We start from the raw sequence: 25,170 nt of genomic DNA, 5'->3' as shown, positions 1-25,170 counted from the left end.
AGAGATATGAACGAACAACGCGCCATCTCCCGCAGGCGCCTGCTGACCTCGGCGGGCGCCACCGGGGCCGCGGGGCTCGCCCTCGGCACGCCCACAGGTGCCCTCGCCCACGCGGCCGCCACCGACGACGACGGGCCCGCGCTGACCGCGCTCGGCTCGACCGCGGTGCCCTTCCACGGCACCCACCAGCCCGGGATCACCACGCCGATGCAGGCGCACGGGCACCTCGCGGCGTTCGATCTCGCGCCCGGCGCGGGACGGCGCGAGGCCGCCGCCCTCATGCGCCGGTGGTCCACGCTGGCCGCCGAGCTGATGGCGGGCGGCACCCCCGAGACCGACACCGGGGTGGCGAGGGACGCCGGGCCCGCCTCGCTCACCGTCACGTTCGGCTTCGGGCACCACTTCTTCGAGGCCACCGGGCTCACCGACGCGCGGCCCGAGGCGCTCGACCCGCTGCCCCTGTTCTCGGCCGACGAGCTTGACCCCGAGCGCTCGGACGGCGACCTGTGGATCCAGGTGGGCGCGGACGACGGGCTCGTGGCGTTCCACGCACTGCGCACGCTCCAACGCGCCGGCGCGGAGACCGCCGTCGTGCGCTGGCACATGAAGGGGTTCAACCGGAGCCCGGGCGCCACCTCGCGCCCCATGACCACCCGCAACCTGATGGGCCAGGTGGACGGCACCAACAACCCCAAGCCGTCGGACGACGACTTCGACCAGCGCGTCTGGGTCCCCTCCGACGGCGATCCGGCGTGGCTGGCGGGGGGCTCGTACGTGGTGTTCCGGCGCATCCGCATGCTGCTCGACGCCTGGGAGACGGAGTCGCTCGACGAGCAGGAGCGCGTCATAGGGCGGCGCAAGGGGAACGGCGCCCCGCTCACCGGCGGCGACGAGACCACGGCCGTGGACCTCGACGCGGTCGACGCCGACGGCGGCGCGGTCATCGCGGCCGACGCCCATGTCCGCGTCACCGCCCCCGAGACCAACGGCGGGGCCGCGATGCTGCGCCGCCCGTTCTCCTACCACGACGGCTTCAGGGCCGACGGGGCGCCGGACGCGGGGCTGCTCTTCCTGTGCTGGCAGGCGGACCCGCGCCGGGCGTTCGTGCCGGTGCAGCGCAAGCTCGACCGGGGCGACGCGCTGTCGGAGTACATCCGCCACGAGGCGAGCGCGCTGTTCGCGGTCCCCGGCGGCGCGGCGGAGGGCGGATACGTCGGCCAGGCGCTGCTCGAAGCGTGAGACGGCGGGCGGACGGGGGTGAACGCGGGGCTACCGTTGCGTCATGACTGCTGCCAGCCGCTACACCTATCTCGGGCCCGAGGGAACGTTCACCGAGGCCGCGCTCCGTACCCTTCCCGAGGCGGCCACGCGCGAGCTGGTGCCGATGATCTCGGTGCCCGCCGCCCTTGACGCGGTGCGCACGGGCGAGGCGGCCGGTGCCCTCGTGCCCATCGAGAACTCGGTGGAGGGCGGCGTCACGGCCACCGTGGACGAGCTGGCATCGGGCGAGCCGCTGATGATCTACCGCGAGGTGCACCTGCCGATCGCGTTCGCGCTGCTGGTGCGGCCCGGCACGAAGCTGGAGGCCATCAAGACGGTCACCGGGCACCCGGTGGCCCAGCCTCAGGTGCGCGGCTGGCTGGCGCGCTTCCTGCCGGAGGCGCAGTGGGAGTCGGCGGCGTCCAACGCCGACGGGGCGCGGCTGGTGCAGGAGGGGCGTTTCGACGCGGCGTTCGCGGGCGAGTTCGCGGCGCCGACCTATGGGCTCGAGCCGCTGGTCACCGACATCCACGACGCGCAGAACGCCACCACCCGCTTCGTGCTGGTCGGCCGCCCCGCGCGGCCCGCGGCGCCGACGGGCGCGGACAAGACGTCGGTGGTGCTGTGGCTGCGGGCGGACCACCCGGGCGCGCTGCTCGAGGTCCTCCAGGAGTACGCGACGTGCGGCGTGAACCTGATGCGGATCGAGTCGCGGCCCACGGGCCAGGGGATCGGGCGGTACTGCTTCTCGATGGACTGCGAGGGGCACATCTCCGACCGGCGGGTGGGGGACGCGTTGATGGGGCTCAAGCGGCTCTGCGCCGATGTGCGGTACCTCGGCTCGTATCCCCGGGCCGACCACGTCGAGCCGACGGTGCGCGCGGGGACGGCGGACGAGGACTTCCTGACGGCGGCCGACTGGCTGACCCGGTGCCTCGACGGGCGGCCCGGCGGGGTGTCCGGCAGGTGAAGGGCGGGTGGCCGCGGGGCGGCGGGGCGACGACCTGCGGTCTCTCCACAAAGTTATCCACAGGGCACCCTGTGTGCCTGTGAATAAGTCGACACGGCGAACCGGGCGGAGTCGACACATGGACAGGAAGACGGCAGAGCGATCCGCGGGGGACGGATCCGGATTCGTCACCGCATTCGCACGGCATCCCCCGTGAGTGTGAGGCGATTTCCCTCGTACGTGGGTGTAGCCGGGGCGGGATCGGGGAATTCTGCGCCCCACCTCGGCGGGGTCGTCCCCGGCCCGAACGTTGTCCACAGGTCGCCCCGCCAGCCTGTGGATAACCCTGTGGGCAACTCGCTGACCTGTGGATTTCCGGGCGTGGGACGTTCCACGCCATCCCGGACAGAACGGATGAAAACAACTCGGTGCCGCGCGGGATTCCGGGCCGGTAGCCTGGTCGCGTGATTGACCTTCGACTGCTCCGTGAGGACCCCGACCGAGTGCGCGCCTCGCAGCGCGCCCGTGGAGAGGACGTCGGCCTGGTCGACGCGCTCATCTCCGCCGACGAGCGGCGCCGCGTGTCGGGCTCCCGCTTCGACGAGCTCCGCTCGGAGCAGAAGCGGATCGGCAAGCTCGTCCCCCGCGCCTCGGGCGACGAGAAGGCCGAGCTGCTGAAGCGGGCGGGCGAGCTCGCGGGCGAGGTCAAGGCCGCCGACGCCGAGCGCGACGAGGCCGCGGACGAGACGCGGCGGCTGCTCCTGGCGCTGGGGAACGTCGTGCACCCCGACGTCCCCGTGGGCGGCGAGGACGACTTCACCGTCCTGGAGACGCACGGCGCCCCGAGGGACTTCGAGGCCGAGGGCTTCGCGCCCAAGGACCACCTGGAGCTGGGCGCGGCGCTCGGCGCGATCGACGTCGAGCGCGGCGCGAAGGTATCGGGGTCGCGCTTCTACTACCTGACCGGCGTGGGCGCGCTCCTCGAGCTCGCCCTGGTCAACGCCGCGATCGCGCAGGCCACCGAGGCGGGCTTCGTCCCCATGCTGACCCCCGCGCTGGTCAAGCCGCGCGCGATGGAGGGCACCGGCTTCCTGGGCCAGGCGGCCCAGGACGTCTACCAGCTGGAGAAGGACGACCTCTACCTGGTGGGCACGTCCGAGGTGGCGCTCGCCGGATACCACATGGACGAGATCCTGGACGAGGCGCGGCTGCCGCTGCGTTACGCGGGCTTCTCGCCGTGCTTCCGCCGCGAGGCCGGGTCGCACGGCAAGGACACCAAGGGGATCATCAGGGTCCACCAGTTCGACAAGGTCGAGATGTTCTCGTATGTCGCGCCCGAGGACGCGGAGGCGGAGCTCGACCGGCTGCTCGCGTGGGAGAAGCAGTGGCTGACGGCGCTCGGCCTCGCGTTCCGCGTGATCGACGTGGCCAGCGGCGACCTGGGGGCCTCGGCGCAGCGGAAGTTCGACTGCGAGGCGTGGATCCCCACCCAGGGCAAGTACCGCGAGCTGACCTCGACGTCGAACACCGGGGAGTTCCAGGCGCGCCGCCTGTCGATCCGGATGCGCGGCAAGGAGAAGGGCGTGCGCCCGCTGGCCACGCTCAACGGCACGCTGTGCGCGGTGCCCAGGACGATCGTCGCGATCCTGGAGACCCACCAGAACGCCGACGGCTCGGTGACCGTCCCCGAGATCCTGCGCCCCTACCTCGGCGGGCGCGAGACGCTGACGCCGGTGACCGCGTGACCGGTCTCGCCCAGACCTTTCCCTACCGGCTGATCGCCACCGACCTCGACGGCACGCTGCTGCGGCGCGACGAGACGATATCGGCGCGGACGCGCGACGCCCTGATCGCCGCCCAGGCGGCAGGGGCCGAGCACATCGTGGCCACGGGGCGCAGCGTGGCGTGGACGCGGCACATCCTGGACGACCTCGGCTACCGGGGCCTCGCCGTGTGCGGACAGGGCGCGCAGCTCTACCACGCGGGCGAGCACCGGCTGTTGACGTCGGTCACGCTGGACCGCGCGCTGGCGCGGAGCGTGGTCGAGCGGCTCGAGGCGGAGCTCGGCCCGCTGGCGCTGGCCGCCAACCGGGACGGGCTCGACGGCAACGTCGCCATGGACGAACGTTTCCGCTCGGCGGTGGGCAGCGGGTTCACGGGGCGCGCGGACGCGCCGTTCCCCGACCACGCGCCCGATCGCGGCGAGTTGTTCGCCGAGCCGATCATCAAGATGTACCTCCAGCGGCCCGGGATGTCCGACGACGAGCTGGCGGCCGCCGCGGCGGCGGTCGCGGGCACGGCGGTGGGCATCGTGGTCTCGGGCCTCGGCCTGGTGGAGATGCTGCCGCTCGGCCTGACCAAGGCGACCGGGCTGTCCCTCGCGGCGCGGCGCCTCGGGGTGACGGCCGCCGAGACGATCGCGTTCGGGGACATGCCCAACGACATCGCGATGCTGCGCTGGGCGGCCCATGGCGTCGCGATGGCGGGCGCGCACCCCGACGTCAAGGCGGCGGCCGACGAGGTCACGGCGGACCACGACGAGGACGGCATCGCGCTCGTCATCGAACGCCTGCTGCGGCCACGTTCTCCGGGGGACGGCGGCTGAGGGGGTGGTCGGCGGGGACGGGAGGACGTCCGGCCCTGGCCGCCGCCGTTCAACCACCCCCTCAGCCGCCCACGTTGACCTCCGCCTCGTCGACGCCCGCCTCGGGCATGTGCCAGCGGTCGAGCAGCTCCTGGTAGGTGCCGTCCTCGAGCAACGACCCGAGTCCGGTGCGCACGGCCTCGCGCAGCTCGTTCTGGCCCACGGGCACGGCGATGCCCCGTGGGCCCTGCTCGCGGCTGTCGACGCGGGCGCCGAGGCCGTGCCGGGGGTTCTCGCCCACGTAGTAGGCGCCCTGGGAGTACAGGAGCATCGCGGCGTCGGCCTCCCCCGTCGTGAGCAGCTCCGCCATGTCGTCGCGCCCGCCGAAGGTGACGATCTCGACGGGCTCGGGGCAGCTCTCGGTGTTCGCGCGCAGCCTGTCCTGCGGGAAGTCGTCGTCCCATGTGGCGACCGTGAGGTCGCACAGCTCGGCCAGGACGCCGTCGCGCTCCCCGTCGACGCTCACCACGCCCCAGCCGTCCCAGAAGTGGTTGACGAAGTCGACGCCCAGGTCATGGCGTTCGTCCGTGTTGTCCACGAACCCCGCCACCGCGATGTGCGAGGCCGACTCCTCGCCCGCCTCGACCGCCGCCGCGGCGGCCTCCTCAGGCTCGCCGCTCTCCGAGAAGACCACCTCCACGCCGAGCCGCTCGCCGATCTCGCGCATGAGGTCGACCTCGAAGCCGACGAGGTCGCTCCCGTTCTCCTCGTGGAAGAGCACCGGATCGTCATCGCCCGCGGCGTGCACGGTGAGGATGCCCGCGTCGCGCAGGTCCTGCGGAACGAGGACGGCGAGGGGGGCGTCCGGGTCGGCGCCCCCGGTGCCGCCCACCGCACCCTCGCCGTCGCCGTCGGTGCCGGTGATCGAGCCGCCGGTCCCCTCGGAGCCGCCCGCGCTCTCGCCCGCCTCCGAACCGCCGTCCCCGTCACCGTCGTTGAACACGGTCAGCGTGATCACCACCGCGAGCGCCGCGATCCCGGCCACGGCCGTGGCCAGGAGCGCCGCCCTGCGCCCCGGCCGCGGGGGCGGCGGCGGTGTGGCGGCGGGGGAGTCGAGGCGCGGGCCCGGCTGCGCCGCGTACGGCGGATACGTGGGCGGGACGGTGGGGGCTCCGGGCGCGGGCGGCGCCGGGGGCGAGGACGCGCCGGGCCCGTCGAGCGCGAGCAGGTCGGCGGCGTCCCTGCCGAGCCTGGCCGTCAGCCCCTGCGGCAGCCAGAACTCCAGGCCCGCGCGCGCCTCGGCCAGGGGCGCGATCTCGGAGAGAACGGGCCGCTCGGGCGCGGTCTTCGACAGGCAGCGGGCCACCAGGTCGCGCAGCTCCCCGCTCAACCGGCCGTCCGGCGGGCCGAGCTCGGGCTGCTCGTACATCACCCGGTACAGCACGGTGTGCAGCTCGGCGCCGTCGGCGGCGAACGGGTCGGAGCCGGTCGCCGCGTACGCGAGCACCGCGCCGAGCGCGAACACGTCGGCCGCGCCCGTCAGCGCCTCGCCGCGGATCTGCTCGGGCGGCATGTAGCCGGGGGAGCCGATCATCGCGCCCGTGCGCGTCGCCAGGCTGGCGTCGACGGCCCGCGCGATGCCGAAGTCGATGACCTTGGGGCCCTCGAGCGTCACCATCACGTTCGACGGCTTGAGGTCCCGGTGGATCAGGCCGCTGCCGTGGATCTCGGTCAGCGCCCGCGCCAGGCCGAGGCCGAGCGCCCACACCGAGTGCTCGTCCAACGGCCCGTGCAGCGACTCGATCACGTGCCGCAGCGGCGGGCCGACGACATAGCCGGTGGCGACCCACGGCATGGGCGACTCGGTGTCGCTCTCGAGCACCGGCGCCGTCCAGGTGCCGCTGACGCGCCGCGCCGCCTCGACCTCCGCCCTGAAGCGGCGTCTGAACTCCGGCTCCCGCGCGAGCGCGCCGTGCACCACCTTGACCGCGACCATCCGCCCATGCGGCGATCGCCCGAGAAAGACCTGCCCCATCCCGCCCGCACCCAGCCGTCTCAGCAGCCGGTACGGGCCGATGGTGGCCGGGTCACCAGGACTCAGCGCCTCCACGGCCCTCCTCCCCAACGGTGCGGCGGCCGACGTCCCGTCGGCCCCGAACGGCAAGGATCCTAGCGGCCCGGCCTGTGGATAACTGCGCTTTGCAGTGGTCAAGTTGACGGACCGGAAGGTCCGCAGGTCAGGGGCCTGACGGGCGTTGGCCGGGGCACGAGTGACGCGTGGGGCGTCCCTCGCCCCCTCGTTGTCCACAGGCAGGCCGCGGCCGGGGCGTGCCACGGGGGCGGCGTGGGCCGCCACGTGGCTCTGACCTGCGGCTTCGCGGGGCTTCAACGTGCCGGGCGCGGGCCTGAGTTATCCACAGGCCGCGCGTATGCGCCCTTTTGCACCCTGTGTATGGCGCCCAACGGGGCCGCCACGCGCCGGATTCGCGGGCTTTTGTCCGCCACGGAACGCCATCTTGTGTGCCACTAAACCCAACAGGAACGGTCCTTTGGGGAAATGGAGGAGATTCTCCGGGGGATGAGACCGGTTATCCACAGGTCGTCCGTGTACCCCGGTGCATGTGGAAAACCGTGTGGACAACGCGGGCCCGGCGACCGGCGCGGGCGGCGCGGCCGACGCCGTTCGTCGCGCCGACCGTCGCCGGATTGCCGCTCTCGCGCCTCGTCGGGGTGCCCGGTCGGCCCCGCGTTACTCGTCGTTGGCCATCGTCAGCGCCCGCAGCCGCTCCCCGGCGTACCACGTGCCGAGCACCGTCGCCGCGGCGAGGAAGATCACCGCGGTCGGCAGCGCCACGTCGGAGGTGATGTCGGCGCCGTCCGCCGCGATCCGTTCGGCGAGGGCGAGCGACCACTGCTGGACCGAGAGCGTGCGCGCCCCCGGCACCAGGCTGCCGAACAGCGCCTCCCAGATCAGCGCGTAGACGAGGCCGAACACCACGGCGTTGCGCGACACCGTGCCGAGCAGCAGGAAGACCGCGCTGTAGGCGATCGACGCGACGCCCGCCGCGACGGCGAACGCGGTGGCGATCTGCTGGCTGTTGCCGTTGAGGATCAGCCCGGCCACCAGGATCGGCACCGTCGTGAACGCCACGGTCACGCCGATCGCGACCCACAGCTTGGTGAGGATGATCGTGCGCCGGTCGAGCGGCTTGGAGAGCAGGTAGACGATCGAGCCGTCGTCGATCTCGGGGGCTATCGCGCCCGTTCCGGCGATGACGCCGATCAGCGGGACCATCGACGCGAGGGCGAAGCCGCCCAGGATCTCGGTCGCGGCCCGGTCGTCCACGCCCGCCAACGCGCGTACGGCGACGGCGATGACGAGCAGGAGCGCGGGCAGGGACAGCAGGATCAGCGCGCGGCGGCGGCCGAGGAGGGCCCGGTAGGTGAGGCGGGCGACGGTGGGGTTGTAGATGGCGGACATCTCACGTTCCTTACGCGCTGACCAGGTAGGAGAAGACGCTTTCCAGGGACTCGTCCGACGGCGACACCGTCAGCAGCCTGATCCCGTTGTCCCGTGCCAGCAGCGGGAGTCGGGTGGTGAAGCGCCCGAAGTCGACCGCCTGGACGCGCAGGGCGCGCTCCGCCGCGTCGAACTCGATGCCGCTGGTGGACGGGTCGGCGATCAGCGCGGCGGCCAGCGCCCGGTCGTCGCTCGAGCGCACCAGGTAGCGGTGCGGCCGGTCGGTCATCAGGCGGCGGATCCTGCGGTAGTCGCCGGAGGCGGCGTGCCGCCCGGCGACGATCACCTCGATGTGCGTGGCGAGCTGCTCGACCTCCTCGAGGATGTGGGAGGAGAACAGCACCGTGCGGCCCTCGTCGCCCATCGTCCGCAGCAGGTCCATCAGGTGCATGCGCTGGCGCGGGTCCATGCCGTTGAACGGCTCGTCGAGCAGCAGCACCGACGGGTCGTGGACGAGCGCGGACGCCATCTTGACGCGCTGGCGCATGCCCTTGCTGTAGGTGGAGATGCGGCGGTCGGCCGCGCCGGTCATGTCCACGGTGTCCAACGCCCGCCGCGCCGCCGCCCCCGGGTCTGGCAGGCCGTGCAGCTCGGCGTTGGCCAGCACGAACTCCCCGCCCGTGAGGTAGTCGTACATGCCCTCGCGCTCGGGGACGAGGCCGATCTCGCGGTAGGCCGCGGCGTTGCGCCAGATCGGCCGTTCGTCCAGGGTGACGGCGCCGGACGAGGGGGCGAGGAAGCCGCTCATCATGTGGATGAGGGTGGACTTGCCCGCGCCGTTGGGGCCGAGCAGCCCGGTGACGCCGGGGCGGATGTCCATCGTCACGTCGTTGACCGCGACGACGTTGCCGAACCAGCGGGATGTCTTGGCGATGTGGATGGTGGTCACAGGCCCGCCTTCCGGTAGCGGCGCGTCAGCAGGACGTAGCACAGGGCGGTGAGCGCGGCGGCGGCGACCAGGTAGGCGGCGCCCGCCGCGGCGCTCGGCATGACCTCGCCGGGGAACTCGACCTCGCCGCCGAAGAACCTGGCCTCGATGCCCTCGACGAGCGTGCCGGGCGAGAACAGCGCGAGCCAGCCCACCGCGTCCGTCGAGCCCTGCTCGTCGGCGACGGCCATGATCGCGGTCGCCGCGAAGTAGGGGATGGTCAGCACGGAGATGATCGCGGCGACGCCGAAGCCGCGGCGCGGGGTGAGCGAGGCGACGAGCAGCGCGACCGCGGCGTGCACGACGCAGAAGATCGCCGTCACGACCAGGCCGCGCAGGAACGCCGTGGTCTGGTCGGTGAAGCCGAGCTCGGCGAGCAGGCCGCCCGCGTACGCGATGACCAGCGGGATCGCGCTGAAGACGAAGAGCGCGGAGGCGAGCGCCGCCGCCTTCGCCGACACGTAGTCGGAGCGGTCGATGGGCCGCGAGAAGTAGAGCGGGATCGTCTTGAACCGCAGGTCGAGCGAGACCATCTGCGGCGCGGCGAGCGCGATGTAGAGGCCGATGATCGGCTGCATGAACATGGTGTAGCCGCTGTACTCGATCGGCAGCTCGTCCAGGCCCGTGGTCACCGCCACCGCGACCATGACCACCGCGGGCATGCACATGATGGCGAACAGGCCGAACGGCAGCACCTTCGCGCGCGCCGAGCGGCCGAGGCCGAACGCGCCCCGCAGCGAGTGCACGAGCAGCGAGCGGCGCGCGTACATCGCGCCAAGGCGCTCGCCCTCGTAACTGCGGTAGCCGATGTCGTGGATCCGCGCGTCGGCGGGGGTGGTGCTCGGGGTGGTGCTCACGTGGCGGCCTCCTGCCCGGCCAGGGCGTGCGGGGTGTCCTGGGCGCGCGGTGCGTCGGGGGCGTCCTGGAAGACCTCGGCGATGCGGTGCCTGCGCTGTTCCATGCGGATCAGGCCGAGGCCGAGGTCGGCGATGGCGTCGCGCACCGCGTCGTAGACCGCCTCGTCGGCGGCCTCCACATGCACCAGGTGCCCGGCGCCCGCGGTGACGGCGAAGCCGCGGTCGGCGAGCGCCGCGGTCAGCGCGCCCGTGCCGTCGGGGTGCGCGTCGCTGTCGGTGACCTCGATGGCGAGCGACGCGGTGGCCTCGGTGAAGCTCGCGGTCGTCTGCGAACGCAGCAGCCTGCCGCCGTCGACCACCACGATGTGGTCGCTCGTGCGCTCGAGCTCGCCCAGCAGGTGCGACGTGACGAGCACCGATATGCCGAAGTCGGTGTGGATGCGGCGGATCAGGCCGAGCATCTCGTCGCGCCCGGCCGGGTCGAGGCCGTTGGTCGGCTCGTCGAGCAGCACAAGGCGCGGGTCGTGCACCAGGGCCTGGGCCAGCTTGACCCGCTGCTTCATGCCGGTCGAGTAGCCGCCCATCGGCCGGTACCGCTCCTCGTACAGGCCGACGTGGCGCAGCGTGTCCGCGGTGCGCTCGCGCGCGGCGGTGCGCGGCAGCCCGGACATGCGCGCCATGTGCACCACGAACTCGGTGGCGGAGACATCGGGCGGCAGGCAGTCGTGCTCGGGCATGTAGCCGACCCGCTCGCGGATGGCGCCGCCCTCGGTCGCCGAGTCCTTCCCGAGCACTCTGGCGGTGCCCTCCGTCGCGGGCGCCAGGCCCAGCAGGATCTTGATCAGGGTCGACTTGCCGGCCCCGTTGGCACCCACCAGGCCCGTGACGCCGGGCCCGATGTCCACGGTCAGCCGATCAAGGGCGGTCACCTTGGGGTACCGCTTCGTCAGGCTTTCGGTCTCAATCACACTCACCCCGGGCACGCTAGTGCGCTTGCGCGCGTCCCGCGTCCCACTTCGGTAGGGCGGTCGTCGGCGTTCCCCTAGGGGGTGGGTGCGGGGCGGGGCGCTAGGAGGCCCTATGAGGCCCTGAGGAACGCGCTCGTGGTGACCTTGCCGATCTTGGTGAGCCGGGTGTCGGAGCGCGCCAGGTGCGCGTCGGTCGCCTCCGTCACCCCTGGCCACACGCGGTCGTCGTAGTCGTCGACGACGATCACCGCGCCCGGCGCGGCCAGCTCCTCGACCCACTCGAGGTCGGCCTCGACGCCCTTGGCCGAGTGGTCGCCGTCCACGATGATCACGCCGAACTTGCCGCCGCTGAGCGTCGCGTGGATGTCGGCGTCCGTCGAGTAGCCGCGCAGCAGCCGCACGCGGTCGGGCAGCACGCCCGCGTAGTGGAGGTTGGCGCGCACGATGTCCTCGTTGATCGGCGTGCCCGACGCGTCGACCGTGATCTCCATGCCCTCCTGGAGCTGCACGGGGGCTATCGGGTCCACGATCGTCAGCTGGTACGGGATGCCCGCGCGGAGCATCTGCCGGGCCAGGCAGCCCGCGAACAGGCCGTAGAGCGTGCCGATCTCCAGGATGTCGCCGTTGGGCGGCCTGAGCAGGGGGGTGGTGGCGAGCTTGCCGAGGATGTTGGAGGTGCCGCCGGCGATCCGGCCGACGCCTCGGTTCTCGACCTCGACCAGCGTGCGGTACGCCTGGACTACGGCGCGGCGGGCGTGCTTCTCGCCGGTGACCTCCCCGACCTGGCGCGCGACGGCGCTGATCGCGCCGGGCGTGGGGTGGCGGTTGAAGCGGCGCCCGTCGGGGCCGAGGAGCAGCTCGACGAGGTGCCGCTGTTCCTTCAGGAGCTTCAGCTCGTCCTTGGCACCGCTGAGCTCCTTGCGGAGCTTTCGGTCGATGCGCTGGTCGATACGCCGGAGCAGCGGGCGAGCGGTGCGACGGAGAAGACTCATGGTCCGACGCTAGTAGCCCGTGTTCGGTTCGGCCACAGCCCGGGGCGAACGTGCCTGGCCCCTTTCGTGCTCTTCATACGCCGTTCATCCGCGGCGCCGCGACGCGGGGGGCGGGGCGCGAGGGCGCGAGGGCGCGGCGCCCCGGCGCTCAGCGGGCCAGCTGGGCGAGGCCCTCGGTGGCGATCCGTTCGAACACGTCGAGGTCGGCGGCGAAGACCGAGTCGGGCACGGGCCAGTGCACCACGAGCTCGGTGAAGCCGAGCTCGGCGACGGTCCCCGCGTAGTCGACGAACGCGTCGACCGACGCGAGCGGCACGATCCCGGTCGGGGTCGTGACGAAGTCGAGCAGCGTCCGCTCCAGGCTCGACGCCTCGCGCCCCACCTCGTCGCAGATCCCCTCGAGCCGCTCGACCTGCCGCGCGAGCCCGGTGGTGAAGTCGCCCGGCGACCCGGTGAACGTGGCGGGGTCGCCCGTCGTGACCCACGCCTGGCCGTGCCGGGCGGCGAGCCGCATCCCGCGAGGGCCCGTCGCGGCCACGGCGAACGGCAGCCGGGGGCGTTGCACGCAGCCGGGGACCATCCGCACCTCGTGCGCCGAGTAGAACTCCCCGCGGTAGGAGATCCCGCCACTGCCGCCCTCGCTCAGCAGCCGGTCGAGCAGCCGCACGAACTCGGCGAAGCGCTCGGCCCGCTCGCCGGGCGGCCACGCGTCGCTGCCGAGCGCGGTGGCGTCGAAGCCGGTGCCGCCCGAGCCGATGCCCAGGGTGACCCGGCCCGACGACACGTCGTCGAGGGTGAGCAACTCCTTGGCCAGCGGCACGGGATGGCGGAAGTTGGGCGACGTGACCAGGGTGCCGAGCCGCAGCCGCTCGGTGACGCCAGCGGCCGCCGTGAGCGTGGGCAGCGCCCCGAACCATGTCAGGTCGCGAAAGCTGCGCCACGACAGGTGGTCATAGGTGTAGGCGGTGTGGAAGCCAAGCTCCTCGGCGCGCGACCACGTCTCCCGACCGCCCTCCGACCAGCGGTACACGGGCAGGATGACGGTGGAGAGGCGCAGCGGGAGCCTGGACGAATCAGCCATGGGCAGCAAGGGTAGGCCCTTTCAGGCCACCCCCGTGCGGCTTCCCCCGCCCTGGCCGGGAGAGCCCGAAAGCGTCCGATTTCGTACTGATGTGCGCGCTTCTCCGGCATATGCTGAGTGACTGTGCCCACGTTGCCCGCGCCTCCGGTCCCGCCCCGCCTGATCGCCACCGACCTCGACGGCACCCTCCTGCGCGACGACGCCACCGTCTCGCCGCGCACCGTCGCCGCCCTCGCCGCCGCCGAGGCGGCGGGGCTCGAAGTGATCTTCGTGACCGCCCGCCCCGCCCGCTGGATGGAGGTGGTCTCGGCCCATGTCCACGGCCATGGCGTCGCCATCTGCGGCAACGGCGCGACCGTCGTCGACCTGCGCCGCGGCGGCGAGTTGGTCGAGACCCGCCCGCTGCCGAGGGAGAACGCCCTGCTGATCGTCGCCGCGCTGCGCGACGCGGCCCCAGGGACGACGTTCGCCGTCGAGCGCGGGGCCGGCTTCCACCACGAGTCCGCGTATCCGCGCCTGATGTGGGACACCCCCGCGCAGGTCGCGCCGATCGAGAAGCTGCTGACCGCCGACGACGACCTGCCCGTCCTGAAGCTGCTCGCCCACCACGGGACGCTCGACCCCGACCTGTTCCTCGCGCTGGGCCGCGATGCCGCGGGCGAGCACGGCGAGTTCACTCGGTCGAGCCGCATCGCCCTGCTGGAGATCAGCGCGCCCGGCGTCAGCAAGGCCAGCACGCTCGCCCAGCGCTGCCGCCGCCGCGGCATCCGCCCCGACGAGGTGGTGGCGTTCGGCGACATGCCCAACGACCTGCCGATGCTGGCCTGGGCGGGCACGGCCTACGCGATGGCCAACGCCCACCCGGCCGTCCTGGCCGCGACCCGGCACCGCACGGCGTCCAACGAGGACGACGGCGTGGCGCGCGTGATCGAGACGCTGCTGTCCTGACCGTTCCCCCGGCGGCGCCCGCGCACGGGGACGCGGAGACGACCGCGCGGGACGCACGGCCGGTGGTCGCCCTCGGGTGAGCGGGGGCCCGGGCTCGCGCGCCCCGGCCCCCGCGGTCACTCCCGGTCCGCGCCGCCCTCCGTGGGGCTCGTGTACTTCGGGCCCGAGAAGTCGGGGGTGCCGTAACGCGGCCGCGAGGGGGCGTCGCCGCCCCGGCTCGAGAACTCCGGGCTGGAGAAGTGCGGGCTCGAGAAGCGCAACCGGGGCGTGCGGTCCGGCTCGTGCTGCGGCAGCGCGGCCACGTGCTGGCGCAGGAACGGCGCGATCCCGTTGTCGTGCAGGGCGCGCCGCCACTCGTCCCGGGCGCGCGCGACGTGATCCGCCGGCGCGGAGGCGCGAATCGACGTGGACCCGTTGCGCGCCGCCACGATCACGAGGCCCGCCGCGGCGATCAGCAGCCCGACCGCCGCCACCAGGGCGAACACCCAGCCGACCGTGCGCATCGGCTCGGCCATCGCGGGCTCGGGGTCCGCGACCCCGAGCAGGTAGCCGAGCAGCAGGAAGACCACGCCCGCGATCCCCGCGAGCACCGGGACGAGCGCGAAGAACACCGTGACCACGCCGACCCCCGAAGGGGCCACCGCCGCGTCGGTCAACCCGGCCCCGGCGTCGGGCCGTTCGTCCAGGCGCAGCCGCAGCGCGGTCAGGCGCTCGTACTCGGCCGACGCGGCGGACGCGATATCGGGCAGCGCGTCCCGCGCCAGCTCGCGCAACTCCTCGATTCCGGCCGCGTCCGCGCCCGAGGTCAGCCGGGTGGTACGCAGTGCTTCGTCGAGGATCTGCTCGAAGTCGGCCTGATCCTCGGGCGGCAGAAAACCATCAGCGCTGTTCATGTGCGTCCCCAGATGTTTCTCTGGCAGAGAGCCGATGAGCAGGGTCCCAGGCCCGGACAGGACCTAGATGGTAAAGGGGATCCAGGCGTTCACGACAGGTAATTACCCGAATCTTTCCCACTCCGCCACGCGCCCGTGCCCCCGGCGACCGCGCGGGGACAGGCCGCGCCGACCGCTCAGACGGCCAGCGGCAGGCGGGCCACGAGCAGCCTGCCCGCCATCGTGACGCCGCCGTCCATCGCGATCGCCAGCGAATCGGCGTACACGTGGGGCCCTTCGACGCGCGGCGACCCGTCGCCGCCCGCGCCGTCGCCCCCGTCGCCGTCCGCGCCGTTCTCCCCGGTCAGATACGGAATGGGGCTGTGCCCGTGCACGACGCGTTTGCCGCCATAGGTGTCGAGCAGCTCGCGCACCGCCGCGGGCCCCGACTCGTCGTCCTTGAACGCGAAGCGCTTGGTGAATTTCCGGAAGAGATCCCAGGTCTCCTCGACGTCATTCCGCTGAAGCGCCTGCCAGATCGCGTCGTTGACGTCGTCGATCGTGCCGCCGTAATCCAGGTACGCGGTCGTGTCCGAGTGCAGCAGCAGATGCCCGTCGGCCAGCGCCATCGAGTCCAGCCGCGACATCCACTGGATGTGGTGGTCGCGCAGCCGCTCCATGTCGGTGCGCTGCCCGCCGTTGAGGATCCAGGCCGCCTGGAACGACGCGGTGCCCGCCGCCGACTCCACCGGGGTGTCGCCGAAGCGGCTGGCGCCGAGCAGCAGCAACTCGTGGTTCCCCAGGAGGGCCTTGCAGTATCCGCCCGCCGCCGCCGCCTCGGCCGAGAGCCGCATCACGAGATCGATGACGCCGATCCCGTCGGGGCCGCGGTCGGTGAAGTCGCCGAGGAACCACAGCCGGGTGTTCCCCGCGGCCCAGCGGTCGGCCGAGTCCGTGAGACCCGCCTCGCGCAGCGCGTCGCGCAACTCGTCCAGGTAGCCGTGCACGTCACCGACCACGAAGAGCCTGCCCGCGCCCTCCACGACCGGCAGGTCGGGCACCGTTGGAGAGTAGACGGCCTCGGCCTCGCCCGCGCCGCTCCACACGTCCGGTCCCTGGCCGGCCCCCTGAGTCATCGACCCCTCCACCACTACGCGCCGCCTCCGCCTTGACGACCTGCCGGAGCGGCCAGGTCACGGTGCCATTCGCCCATCATAGGAATCCGCGTGGGCCGTTGTGACACACCCGGGGTGGCCGAGATCGGCCGCCGGTACCTGTCTACCCGAAACTACTGGTCAGCGGCAGGGGGTGTACGGGGTACCGCGACGGTGGGGCGCGGCGAGCGTGCGGGGGCCGGGACCGTGGTGCGCGCCGAGGCTCGCGGCGAACGCTGCGACGACGCGCGGACGATCAGCTCGGTCGGCATCACCTGGTGGCCCTGCGCCTGTGGGACCGACCCCGCCGTCTGCCGCTTGCCGCCGCCGCCCGCCGCCCCCTCGATCGCGTCGATCAGCAGGTGGATGACGGCCGTGCCGATGCGCCCCGGCTTGAGCGACAGCGTGGTGATGGGCGGCTCGGTGGTGGCGTAGACGCCGGACTCGCTGCAACACACGACCAGCAGGTCGTCGGGGACGCGCAGCCCGTAACGCCGCGCGGCGGCAAGCAGATCGGTGCCGTTGGGGTCGAACAGGCCGTAGACCGCGTCGGGTCGGTCGGGCCGCGCCAGCAGCCGGTCGGCGGCGACGGCGCTCGCGCAGGGGTCGTGCGCCGGGTACGCCTCGTAGACCGGGTCCTGGCGGGCGCGTTCGCACCAGTTGAGGTAGGCGGTGGTGGACAGCCGCGTATAGGTGTCGGTGCTCGTCCCGGTCAGCAGGCCGATGCGGCGCGCGCCGCCGGCGGCCAGGTGGTCGAGCAGGCCGGTGACGGCGGCCTCGTGGTCGTTGTCGACCCACGCGGTGACGGGCAGGCTGCCGCCGGGCCTGCCGTCGGAGACCACGGGGATGCCCTGCCTGACCAGCTCGGTGACCACGGGGTCGTGGTCGGAGGGGTCGATGACGACCGTGCCGTCGAGCGCGACGTTGGACCACACGTCGAACTCCCGGTGCTGGGACGCGGCGGGCAGGATGACCAGCGCGTAGCCGCGGGCGAGCGCCGCGGAGGTCGCGGCGCGCGCCATCTCGGCGAAGTAGGCGAACTCGGTGAACGTGAACGGCTCTTCGCCGTAGGTGGTGACCGTGAGGCCGATCAGCCCCGACTTGCCGGTGCGCAGGGTGCGGGCGGCGGCGGACGGGCGGTAGCCGAGCCGGTCCGCCACGGTGCGCACATGGCGGCGGGTCGCGTCGGGGAGGCGGCCCTTGCCGTTGAGCGCGTCGGAGACAGTCGTGATCGAGACACCTGCGGCCGCGGCGACGTCGCGGATGCCAGCCCGGCCGCTCGTGCGGCGCCCGGTACCCCGGGTCACCTGATGCTTCGCTGCTGTCATGGCGACCTGATGGTAGGCCCGGGGCAGCCGGACGGCGGCGGGATCGAGACGACCGATCGCCGATACGTTTTTGCATGATCGAAAGAGGAACGCACCTTGCTTCCCATGATCACACGGGCGGGCCGGTGCCACTGAACCGATGTGCGAGCCCAACGCCCATGCGCGGAACGGGATTTCAACATCCGGGCCCTCACCCTCACGGGTGAGGCGCGCCACGGCGCTCGCCAGGGGCGCGTGGGGCGCGCACCGCGGTGACCGCGCCGGCGGACGCCGGTGCGGACGCGGGGATACGCGCGCGCGGGCGTTGCTCTTACTGTGGGGAGGTGACCGCATCTTCTCAGGAACCCATCTCCCGGCGGGCCACCGGCCCCCGGCTGCGCGCCGCGCTCGACGGCATCCCGGCGTATGTCCCGGGCCGCCCCGCCGGGGAGGGTCAGGAAAGCTTCAAGCTCTCCTCCAACGAGAACCCCTACCCCCCGCTGCCCGGCGTGCTCGACTCCGCCGTCGCCGCCGCGGGATCGCTGAACCGCTACCCGGACATGGCGGCCACCGCGCTCTTCGCCGAGCTGGCGGCCCACTTCGACGTCCCCGTGGAGCACCTGGCCGTCGGCACCGGCTCGGTCGGGGTCGCCCAGCAGCTCCTCCAGGCCACCACGGGCCCAGGGGACGAGGTGATCTACGCGTGGCGGTCGTTCGAGGCGTATCCGATCATCACCCAGATCTCGGGGGCGACCTCGGTGCGCGTCCCGCTGACCGCGGGCGAGGAGCACGACCTGACGGCGATGGCCAAGGCCGTGACCGACAGGACGCGGCTGATCTTCGTCTGCAACCCCAACAACCCCACCGGCGTCGCCATCGGCCGCGCCGATCTCGAGCACTTCCTCGACCGGGTGCCGCAGGACGTGCTCGTGGTGCTCGACGAGGCGTACCGGGAGTTCGTGCGCGACCCGCGCGTGCCCGACGGCATCGCGCTCTACCGTGACCGGCCGAATGTCGCGGTGCTGCGGACGTTCTCCAAGGCGTACGGCCTGGCGGGGCTGCGCGTCGGCTTCGCCGTGGCGCACGCGCCCGTGGCCGCGGCGCTGCGCAAGACGGCGGTGCCGTTCGGCGTCAGCGGCGTCGCGCAGGCCGCGGCGATCGCGTCGCTGCGCAGCGTGCCCGCGCTGCTCGCGCGCGTGGACACGCTGGTCGCCGAGCGGGCGCGCGTCGCGGCGGCGCTGGCCGAGCAGGGCTGGACGGTGCCGGACTCCCAGGCGAACTTCGTGTGGCTGCGGCTCGGCGAGGCCACCGGCGCGTTCGCGGCGGCGTGCGAGGCGGCGGGCGTGACGGTCAGGCCGTTCGCGGGCGAGGGCGTCCGCGTCACCGTGGGCGAGCCCGAGGCCAACGACCTCCTGCTGGCCACGGCGGCGGCGTTCCGCGCGTGACGCCAGGGGCGGCGTGACGCGCGGAGTGGCGTAACGCACACCGCTTCACCGGCTTCCCGGTTCCTTCCCCGGGGAGTCGGTGGTCCATAATGGCTTGTGAATGTGAATACGTTCACAAGCGGACCACAGCGGGAGGGGCGCCACCCATGGACCTCGCTCTCGCGCCGGAGACCCTGGCGCGCTGGCAATTCGGCATCACGACGGTCTACCACTTCCTCTTCGTCCCGCTGACGATCTCCCTCGCCTCCCTGACCGCGGGCCTCCAGACCGCGTGGGTGCGCACGAGGAACGAGAAGTACCTCAGGGCGACCAAGTTCTGGGGGAAGCTCTTCCTGATCAACATCGCCATGGGCGTGGTCACGGGCATCGTGCAGGAGTTCCAGTTCGGCATGAACTGGTCGGACTACTCCCGCTTCGTCGGCGACGTCTTCGGCGCCCCGCTCGCCATGGAGGCGCTGCTCGCCTTCTTCTTCGAGTCCACGTTCATCGGCCTGTGGATCTTCGGCTGGGACAAGCTGCCGCCGAAGCTGCACCTGGCGACCATATGGGCGGTCGCGGTCGGCACGGTGATCTCGGCCTACTTCATCCTGGCCGCCAACTCCTGGATGCAGCACCCGGTGGGGTACCGGATCAACGAGGAGTCCGGACGCGCCGAGCTGACCGACATCGTCCATGTGCTGACGCAGAACACCGCGGTCGCGCAGTTCTTCCACACCATCACCGCCTCGTTCCTGACGGGCGGGGCGTTCATGGTCGGCATCGCCGCCTACCACCTGGCGCGCCGCCGCCATGTCGCCGTCATGCGCACCTCGCTGCGGCTCGGGCTGATCACGGTGGTCGCGGCCGGGCTGCTGACCGCGTTCACCGGGGACCGGCTCGGCAAGATCATGTACGAGCAGCAGCCGATGAAGATGGCCGCTGCCGAGGCGCTGTGGGAGACCGAGGGTCCCGCGCCGTTCTCCCTCTTCGCGGTGGGCGACGTCGACGAGGGGCACAACACCGTGGCCGTCGAGGTGCCCGGCGTGCTGTCGTTCCTGGCGCACGACAACTTCACCGAGCCCGTGCCCGGCATCAACGACCTCAACGAGCAGCTGGCCGAGGAGTACGGCCCCGGCGACTACCGCCCCAACGTCCCGCTGGCGTACTGGAGCTTCCGGTGGATGATCGGGTTCGGCATGGCCTCGACCGCCCTTGGCGCCGCCGGGCTCTGGCTGACCCGGCGCACGCTGTGGCTGTCCCCCGCCCTGCGCACGGGCGAGGACGAGCCACCGCGCCTGGCCCTGACCCGCGAGCGGGAGCTCGGCCCCGCCCTCACGAACTGGTACTGGCGCCTCGCGCTGCTGACCATGCTCTTCCCGCTCATCGCCAGCGCGTGGGGCTGGATCTTCACCGAGACGGGCCGCCAGCCCTGGGTGGTCTACGGCCTGCTGCGCACCGACGCGGCGGTCTCCCCCGGCGTCTCGCAGGGCGAGGTGATCACATCGCTCACCGTCTTCACCCTCGTCTACGCGGCGCTCGCGGTGGTCGAGGCCCGGCTGATGATCACCTATGCCAAGGCGGGCCCGCCCGAGCTGACCGAGGCCGACCTCAACCCACCCACCCGGATCGGCGGCCACGGCGGTGGCCAGGACGACGACGCCGACCGGCCGATGGCCTTCTCGTACTGATGCTCACCGACGTGCTGAGAGGAGCTGAGCGATGAGCCTCCCCGAGCTCTGGTTCGCCGTCATCGCCGTTCTGTGGATCGGCTACTTCTTCCTCGAGGGCTTCGACTTCGGTGTCGGCGTGCTCTCCGGGTGGCTGGCCCGCGACCGCCCCGAGCGACGCGTGCTGATCAACACGATCGGCCCGGTCTGGGACGGCAACGAGGTCTGGCTGATCACCGCGGCCGGCGCCACGTTCGCGGCGTTCCCCGACTGGTACGCCACCCTCTTCTCCGGCTTCTACCTGCCGCTGCTCGCCATCGTGCTGTGCCTGATCCTGCGCGGCGTCGCGTTCGAGTACCGCGCCAAGCGGGCGGACGAGCGCTGGCAGCGCCGGTGGGAGCACACCATCGTCGGGACCTCGCTGCTGCTCCCGTTCCTGTGGGGCGTCGCGTTCGCCAACATCGTGCGGGGCGTGCCGCTCGACGCCGACCACGAGTACGTGGGGAGCCTCCTCGACCTGCTCGGGCCGCACGCGCTGCTCGGCGGGGTGGCGGCGGTGGCGCTGTTCACGTTCCACGGCGCGGTGTTCACCGCGCTCAAGACCGTGGGCGACATCCGGGTCCGCGCCCGGCGGGCCGCCCTGTGGCTCGGCCTCGCCTCCGGGGCGCTGGGCGGCGCGTTCCTGCTCTGGACGCAGGCCGACCGCGGCGACGCGGGCAGCGCCGTCGCCCTGGCCGCCGCCGCGCTCGCGCTGCTGGCCGCGCTCGCGGCCAACGCGCGGGGCCGCGAGGGCTGGGCGTTCATCTGGTCGGGAACGGTCGTGGTCGCCGGGGTCGCGATGCTGTTCCTCGCGCTGTTCCCCGACGTCATGCCGTCCTCGCTGGCCGAGCAGGGGACGCTGACCGTCGAGAACGCGGCCTCGACGCCGTACACGCTGCGGATCATGACGTGGTGCGCGGCCGCGGCCACGCCCGTGGTGGTGCTGTACCAGGCGTGGACCTACTGGGTGTTCCGCAAGCGCATAGGGACCCAGCACATCGCGGAGTCCGCCCACTGACCGGTGGAGCGGGCGACAGGAGAGAGGCGGTGACGGATCGTGCGGCCCGTTGATCCACGTCTGCTGCGCCACGCCAGGGCGACGCGCGGCTTCCTCGCCGCCTCGGTGGCCCTGGGCCTGGCGGGCGCAGGGCTGGTCGTCGCGCAGGCGCTGCTGATCGCCCGGATCGTCACCGACGCGTTCGTCGGGGGCCTGGGCGCGGGCGATCTCGCGGTGCCCCTGGCCCAGCTCGCCGCGGTCGCCGTGGGCCGGGCGCTGGTGACCTGGCTGACCGAGCTCGCCGCCCACCGGGCGGGCGCCTCGGTGAAGTCGGAGCTGCGGCTGAAGCTGCTCGCCCATGCCACCGGGCTCGGCCCTGGCTGGCTGTCCTGGCGCTCGACCGGCGAGCTGACGACGCTCGCCACACGCGGCATCGACGCCCTCGACGGGTACTTCGCGCGCTATCTGCCGCAGCTCGGCCTTGCCGTGGTGGTGCCGGTCGCGGTGCTGGCGCGGATCGTCACCGACGACTGGGTCGCGGCCGCCACCATCGCCGTGACGCTGCCGCTGATCCCCGTGTTCATGGCGTTGATCGGCTGGGCCACCCAGGCGCACATGGACCGGCAGTGGCGCGGACTGGCCCGGCTCTCCGGGCACTTCCTCGACGTGGTGGGCGGCCTGGCCACGCTGAAGGTGTTCGGCCGGGCCAAGGCCCAGGCGGAGAACATCCGGGCCATCACCGCCGACTACCGCCGCGGCACGATGCGGACGCTGCGGATCGCGTTCCTGTCGTCGTTCGCGCTCGAGCTGCTGGCCACCATCTCCGTGGCGCTCGTCGCGGTCGGCATCGGCATGCGGCTCGTGCATGGCGACCTCGACCTCTACACAGGGCTGGTCGTGCTGCTGCTCGCGCCCGAGGCGTATCTGCCGCTGCGGCAGGTCGGCACGCAGTACCACGCGGCGCAGGAGGGCCTTTCGGCCGCGGGCGAGGTGTTCGCGGTCCTGGAGAACGAGCCCCCGGCGGGCGGCACGGCATCCGTCCCGCCCGCCGAGCGCGCCACCATCACCCTCGACCGCGTGGTGGTGCGCTACCCGGGCCGCTCGGGTGACGCCCTCGCCGAGACCAGCCTGACGCTCGCCCCCGGCGACGCGCTCGCGCTGGCCGGCCCGTCGGGAAGCGGCAAGTCCACGCTGCTCGCGGCGTTGCTCGGCTTTGTCCGCCCCGCCTCGGGCCGGATCCTGGTCGGCGGCCGGGACCTGGCCGAGCTGGACCGGGACGCCTGGCACCGGCGGATCGCCTGGGTGCCGCAGCACCCGCACCTGTTCGCCGGAACGATCGCCGACAACGTCCGCCTGGCCCGCCCCGACGCGGACGGCGCGGCGGTGGCCCGGGCGCTGCGCGACGCCGCGGCGCCCGACCTCGACCCGGCGCGGCTCCTGGGCGAGGGCGGAACGGGCCTGTCCGCGGGGCAGCGCCAACGCGTCGCCCTGGCACGGGTGTTCCTGGCCGACCGCCCGATCGTGCTGCTCGACGAGCCATCGGCCGCCCTGGACGGGGTGACCGAGGCGGCGGTCGGCGAGGCCCTCACCCGGCTGGCGGTCGGCCGCACGGTCATCGTGGTCACCCACCGCCCGACCCCGTTCCCGATGTTTCACGTGGAACATCGCGAGGTGGCCGCGCCCCTCACCCCCTCGATCCCGGCGGCGACCACGGCGGCGACCACCCCGATGGCCCCGGCCCAGGAGGCCGAACGCGCCACGTCGGCGGAGGGGGGTGGCCGCGACCCGCTGCGCTGGGTCCGCGCCGCCGCGCGCGGGTGGTGGGGGCGGCTGACGCTGGCGACCGCGCTCGGGGCGCTGGCCCTTGGCAGCGCCGTGGGGCTCATGGCCACCTCGGGCTGGCTGATCTCCCGTGCCTCCGAACAGCCGCCCGTGCTCTACCTGTTGATGGCCGTGACGGCGACGCGGGCGTTCGGGATCGGGCGGGCGGCGTTCCGCTACGCCGAGCGGCTGCTGTCGCACGACGCCGTGCTGCGCGTTCTCGCCGGGCTGCGCGTCACCGTCTACCGCCGCCTCGAACGCCTGGCCCCCGCGGGCCTCGGCCGCACCCGGCGGGGCGACCTGCTCTCCCGGGTCGTCGCGGATGTCGACGCGCTCCAGGACTACTACCTGCGCTGGCTCCTCCCGGCCGCCGCCGCGGCCCTCACCGGCGCCGCCGCCGTCGCGTTCACCGGCTGGCTGCTGCCCGCGGCGGGCGCCGCGCTCGCCGTCGGGCTGCTGGCCGCCGGGGTCGGCGTCCCGGCGCTCACCGGCGCGGTCGCCCGCCGCACCGAGCGGCGCCTCACCCCGGCCCGTGGCGAGCTCGCCACCCGGACGGTCGATCTGCTCACCGGAACCGCCGAGCTCACCGTCGCGGGCGCGCTGCCGCGCCGCCATGCCGCCGTCCGCGCCGCGGACGCCGAGCTGACCGCGCTGGCGGCCCGTTCCGCCTCGGCGACCGCCCTGGGCGGCGGCCTGATCGCCCTGATCACCGGGCTGACCGTGACCGCCGCCGCCTGGGCCGGGGTCTCCGCCGTCGCGGGCGGCGCGCTCGGCGGGGTCTGGCTGGCCACGGTGGTGCTCGTCCCGCTCGCCGCGTTCGAGGCGGTCATGGGCCTGCCCCTGGCCGTGCAGCACCGGCAGCGCGCGCGGCGCGCGGCCGAGCGCGTGCGGGAGGTCATCGACGCGCCGGTCCCCGTGGTCGAGCCCGAGCGGCCCGCGCGGGCCCCGGCCGACCCGTTCCCGCTGACCCTGCGCGGCCTGACCGCCCGCCACCCCGGCGCGCGGCGCCCGGCCCTCGCGGGCATCGACCTGGACCTGACCCCTGGCCGCCGCGTCGCCGTGGTCGGCCCCTCGGGGGCGGGGAAGACAACGCTCGCGCACTGCCTGCTGCGGTTCCTCGACCCGGAGTCGGGGCGTTACGCGCTCGGCCCGGTCGACGCGACGGCGCTCGACGGCGACACGGTCCGCCGCACGGTCGGCCTGTGCGCCCAGGACGCGCACCTCTTCGACAGCACCCTGCGCGAGAACCTCCGCCTGGCCTCCCCCGGCGCCGACGACGCCGCGCTGCGCGACGCGCTGGCCGCGGCGCGGCTGCTCGACTGGGTGGACACGCTGCCCGATGGCCTCGACACCCGGGTCGGCGAGCACGGCGCGCGGCTCTCCGGCGGTCAGCGGCAGCGCCTCGCGCTGGCCCGCGCGCTCCTCGCCGACTTCCCCGTGCTGGTGCTCGACGAGCCCGCCGAGCACCTCGACCTGCCGACCGCCGACGCCCTGACGGCCGACCTGCTCGCCGCCACCGAGGGCAGGACCACCGTTCTGATCACCCATCGCCTGACCGGCCTCGACGCGGTGGACGAGGTGCTGGTCCTGGACGGCGGCCACGCGGTGCAGCGCGGGCCCTACGCGGAACTGGCCGCCGCGCCCGGCCCGTTCCGCCGCCTCCTGGAGCGCGAACGCGCCGCCGAGGGCCGCCACCCCTGGCCCGAGCGCGCGGCCGGTCCCGTCGCGGGCCCCGTCACCGGCCCCGTTGCGGACCGCCCGGCCGGTATCCCGACTTTTGCGACAAAAGGGGACTGATTACC

19 protein-coding genes are annotated in these 25,170 nt (G+C 73.4%); 9 read left to right on the top strand and 10 right to left on the bottom strand.

Annotated features, from left to right (window positions below):
• Positions 1-6: 6 nt before the first annotated feature.
• The 4 genes from efeB to D7318_RS05175 all read left to right on the top strand — a co-directional run bounded on the left by efeB (position 7) and on the right by D7318_RS05175 (position 4,814).
• Positions 7-1,239: an iron uptake transporter deferrochelatase/peroxidase subunit gene (efeB, locus tag D7318_RS05190; RefSeq protein WP_120695619.1), complete on the top strand. Its 1,233-nt coding sequence runs from the start codon at positions 7-9 to the stop codon at positions 1,237-1,239.
• A gap of 43 nt (positions 1,240-1,282) precedes the next feature.
• Positions 1,283-2,230: a prephenate dehydratase gene (pheA, locus tag D7318_RS05185; RefSeq protein WP_120695618.1), complete on the top strand. Its 948-nt coding sequence runs from the start codon at positions 1,283-1,285 to the stop codon at positions 2,228-2,230.
• Positions 2,231-2,673: 443 nt separating this feature from the next.
• The gene (gene serS / locus D7318_RS05180) at positions 2,674-3,954 is read left to right on the top strand and encodes a serine--tRNA ligase (protein ID WP_120695617.1); all 1,281 of its coding nucleotides are present in this window, start codon (positions 2,674-2,676) and stop codon (positions 3,952-3,954) included.
• Positions 3,951-4,814, top strand: coding sequence for an HAD family hydrolase (locus tag D7318_RS05175; protein WP_120695616.1), 864 nt, complete (start codon positions 3,951-3,953; stop codon positions 4,812-4,814). Before serS ends, D7318_RS05175 begins: the two co-directional genes overlap by 4 nt.
• Before the next feature lie 61 nt (positions 4,815-4,875).
• Here D7318_RS05175 and D7318_RS32650 read toward each other — a convergent pair whose 3' ends face one another.
• The 7 genes from D7318_RS32650 to D7318_RS05140 form a co-directional block, all read right to left on the bottom strand.
• Positions 4,876-6,903 carry a serine/threonine-protein kinase gene (locus D7318_RS32650; protein WP_120745056.1) on the bottom strand — a complete coding sequence of 676 codons (2,028 nt, stop codon included), beginning with the start codon at positions 6,901-6,903 and terminating at the stop codon, positions 4,876-4,878.
• 639 nt (positions 6,904-7,542) lie between these two features.
• Positions 7,543-8,265 (bottom strand): ABC transporter permease, encoded by a 723-nt coding sequence (locus D7318_RS05165; RefSeq protein ID WP_120695737.1) that lies wholly within the window; start codon positions 8,263-8,265, stop codon positions 7,543-7,545.
• Between the two features lie 19 nt (positions 8,266-8,284).
• Positions 8,285-9,202, bottom strand: coding sequence for an ABC transporter ATP-binding protein (locus tag D7318_RS05160; protein WP_120695615.1), 918 nt, complete (start codon positions 9,200-9,202; stop codon positions 8,285-8,287).
• Complete coding sequence (locus D7318_RS05155; protein WP_230423366.1) at positions 9,199-10,098, bottom strand: ABC transporter permease subunit; 900 nt, start codon at positions 10,096-10,098, stop codon at positions 9,199-9,201. The genes D7318_RS05160 and D7318_RS05155 overlap by 4 nt, the downstream gene beginning before the upstream one ends.
• On the bottom strand, positions 10,095-11,072 hold the full coding sequence (locus D7318_RS05150) for an ABC transporter ATP-binding protein (RefSeq protein ID WP_120695614.1): 978 nt from the start codon (positions 11,070-11,072) through the stop codon (positions 10,095-10,097). The genes D7318_RS05155 and D7318_RS05150 overlap by 4 nt, the downstream gene beginning before the upstream one ends.
• A 104-nt stretch (positions 11,073-11,176) precedes the next feature.
• On the bottom strand, positions 11,177-12,058 hold the full coding sequence (locus D7318_RS05145) for a class I SAM-dependent methyltransferase (protein WP_120695613.1): 882 nt from the start codon (positions 12,056-12,058) through the stop codon (positions 11,177-11,179).
• Between the two features lie 148 nt (positions 12,059-12,206).
• On the bottom strand, positions 12,207-13,139 hold the full coding sequence (locus D7318_RS05140; RefSeq protein WP_120695612.1) for an LLM class flavin-dependent oxidoreductase: 933 nt from the start codon (positions 13,137-13,139) through the stop codon (positions 12,207-12,209).
• Positions 13,140-13,262: 123 nt separating this feature from the next.
• Here D7318_RS05140 and D7318_RS05135 point away from each other — a divergent pair, with 123 nt between their 5' ends.
• Positions 13,263-14,087, top strand: a complete 825-nt coding sequence (locus D7318_RS05135; protein WP_230423365.1) for a Cof-type HAD-IIB family hydrolase — start codon at positions 13,263-13,265, stop codon at positions 14,085-14,087.
• Positions 14,088-14,203: 116 nt separating this feature from the next.
• On the opposite strand, the gene D7318_RS05130 is transcribed toward D7318_RS05135, so the two are convergent.
• The 3 genes from D7318_RS05130 to D7318_RS05120 all read right to left on the bottom strand — a co-directional run bounded on the left by D7318_RS05130 (position 14,204) and on the right by D7318_RS05120 (position 17,441).
• Positions 14,204-14,980, bottom strand: a complete 777-nt coding sequence (locus tag D7318_RS05130) for a hypothetical protein (protein WP_120695610.1) — start codon at positions 14,978-14,980, stop codon at positions 14,204-14,206.
• Between the two features lie 176 nt (positions 14,981-15,156).
• Positions 15,157-16,095, bottom strand: a complete 939-nt coding sequence (locus D7318_RS05125; RefSeq protein WP_120695735.1) for a metallophosphoesterase — start codon at positions 16,093-16,095, stop codon at positions 15,157-15,159.
• A 152-nt stretch (positions 16,096-16,247) separates the two neighbouring features.
• Positions 16,248-17,441, bottom strand: a complete 1,194-nt coding sequence (locus tag D7318_RS05120) for a LacI family DNA-binding transcriptional regulator (protein ID WP_120695609.1) — start codon at positions 17,439-17,441, stop codon at positions 16,248-16,250.
• A gap of 347 nt (positions 17,442-17,788) precedes the next feature.
• Here D7318_RS05120 and hisC point away from each other — a divergent pair, with 347 nt between their 5' ends.
• The 4 genes from hisC to cydD all read left to right on the top strand — a co-directional run bounded on the left by hisC (position 17,789) and on the right by cydD (position 25,165).
• The gene (gene hisC, locus D7318_RS05115) at positions 17,789-18,865 is read left to right on the top strand and encodes a histidinol-phosphate transaminase (protein WP_120695734.1); all 1,077 of its coding nucleotides are present in this window, start codon (positions 17,789-17,791) and stop codon (positions 18,863-18,865) included.
• Between the two features lie 146 nt (positions 18,866-19,011).
• Positions 19,012-20,532, top strand: a complete 1,521-nt coding sequence (locus tag D7318_RS05110; protein WP_120695608.1) for a cytochrome ubiquinol oxidase subunit I — start codon at positions 19,012-19,014, stop codon at positions 20,530-20,532.
• Positions 20,533-20,563: 31 nt separating this feature from the next.
• A complete protein-coding gene (gene cydB / locus D7318_RS05105) occupies positions 20,564-21,568 on the top strand; it encodes a cytochrome d ubiquinol oxidase subunit II (RefSeq protein ID WP_120695607.1) in 1,005 nt (334 codons plus the stop codon).
• Positions 21,569-21,607: 39 nt separating this feature from the next.
• The gene (cydD, locus tag D7318_RS05100) at positions 21,608-25,165 is read left to right on the top strand and encodes a thiol reductant ABC exporter subunit CydD (protein WP_120695606.1); all 3,558 of its coding nucleotides are present in this window, start codon (positions 21,608-21,610) and stop codon (positions 25,163-25,165) included.
• The last annotated feature ends 5 nt before the right edge of the window (positions 25,166-25,170 follow it).

Source organism: Streptomyces radicis (assembly GCF_003626575.1).
In the GTDB taxonomy this organism is placed as follows: domain Bacteria; phylum Actinomycetota; class Actinomycetes; order Streptomycetales; family Streptomycetaceae; genus Streptomyces; species Streptomyces radicis.
The sequence above is the reverse complement of the archived record's forward strand: the minus strand, read 5'-3'. Positions and strand labels throughout refer to the sequence as shown.

What these genes read in the sequence shown, in the direction of transcription:
- D7318_RS05130 (WP_120695610.1), bottom strand. Translation starts at nt 14,980, where the DNA reads ATGAACAGCGCTGATGGTTTTCTGCCGCCCGAGGATCAGGCCGACTTC.
- D7318_RS05145 (WP_120695613.1), bottom strand. Translation starts at nt 12,058, where the DNA reads ATGAGTCTTCTCCGTCGCACCGCTCGCCCGCTGCTCCGGCGTATCGAC.
- D7318_RS05110 (WP_120695608.1), top strand. Translation starts at nt 19,012, where the DNA reads ATGGACCTCGCTCTCGCGCCGGAGACCCTGGCGCGCTGGCAATTCGGC.
- pheA (WP_120695618.1), top strand. Translation starts at nt 1,283, where the DNA reads ATGACTGCTGCCAGCCGCTACACCTATCTCGGGCCCGAGGGAACGTTC.
- D7318_RS05125 (WP_120695735.1), bottom strand. Translation starts at nt 16,095, where the DNA reads ATGACTCAGGGGGCCGGCCAGGGACCGGACGTGTGGAGCGGCGCGGGC.
- efeB (WP_120695619.1), top strand. Translation starts at nt 7, where the DNA reads ATGAACGAACAACGCGCCATCTCCCGCAGGCGCCTGCTGACCTCGGCG.
- D7318_RS05120 (WP_120695609.1), bottom strand. Translation starts at nt 17,441, where the DNA reads ATGACAGCAGCGAAGCATCAGGTGACCCGGGGTACCGGGCGCCGCACG.
- D7318_RS05140 (WP_120695612.1), bottom strand. Translation starts at nt 13,139, where the DNA reads ATGGCTGATTCGTCCAGGCTCCCGCTGCGCCTCTCCACCGTCATCCTG.
- cydB (WP_120695607.1), top strand. Translation starts at nt 20,564, where the DNA reads ATGAGCCTCCCCGAGCTCTGGTTCGCCGTCATCGCCGTTCTGTGGATC.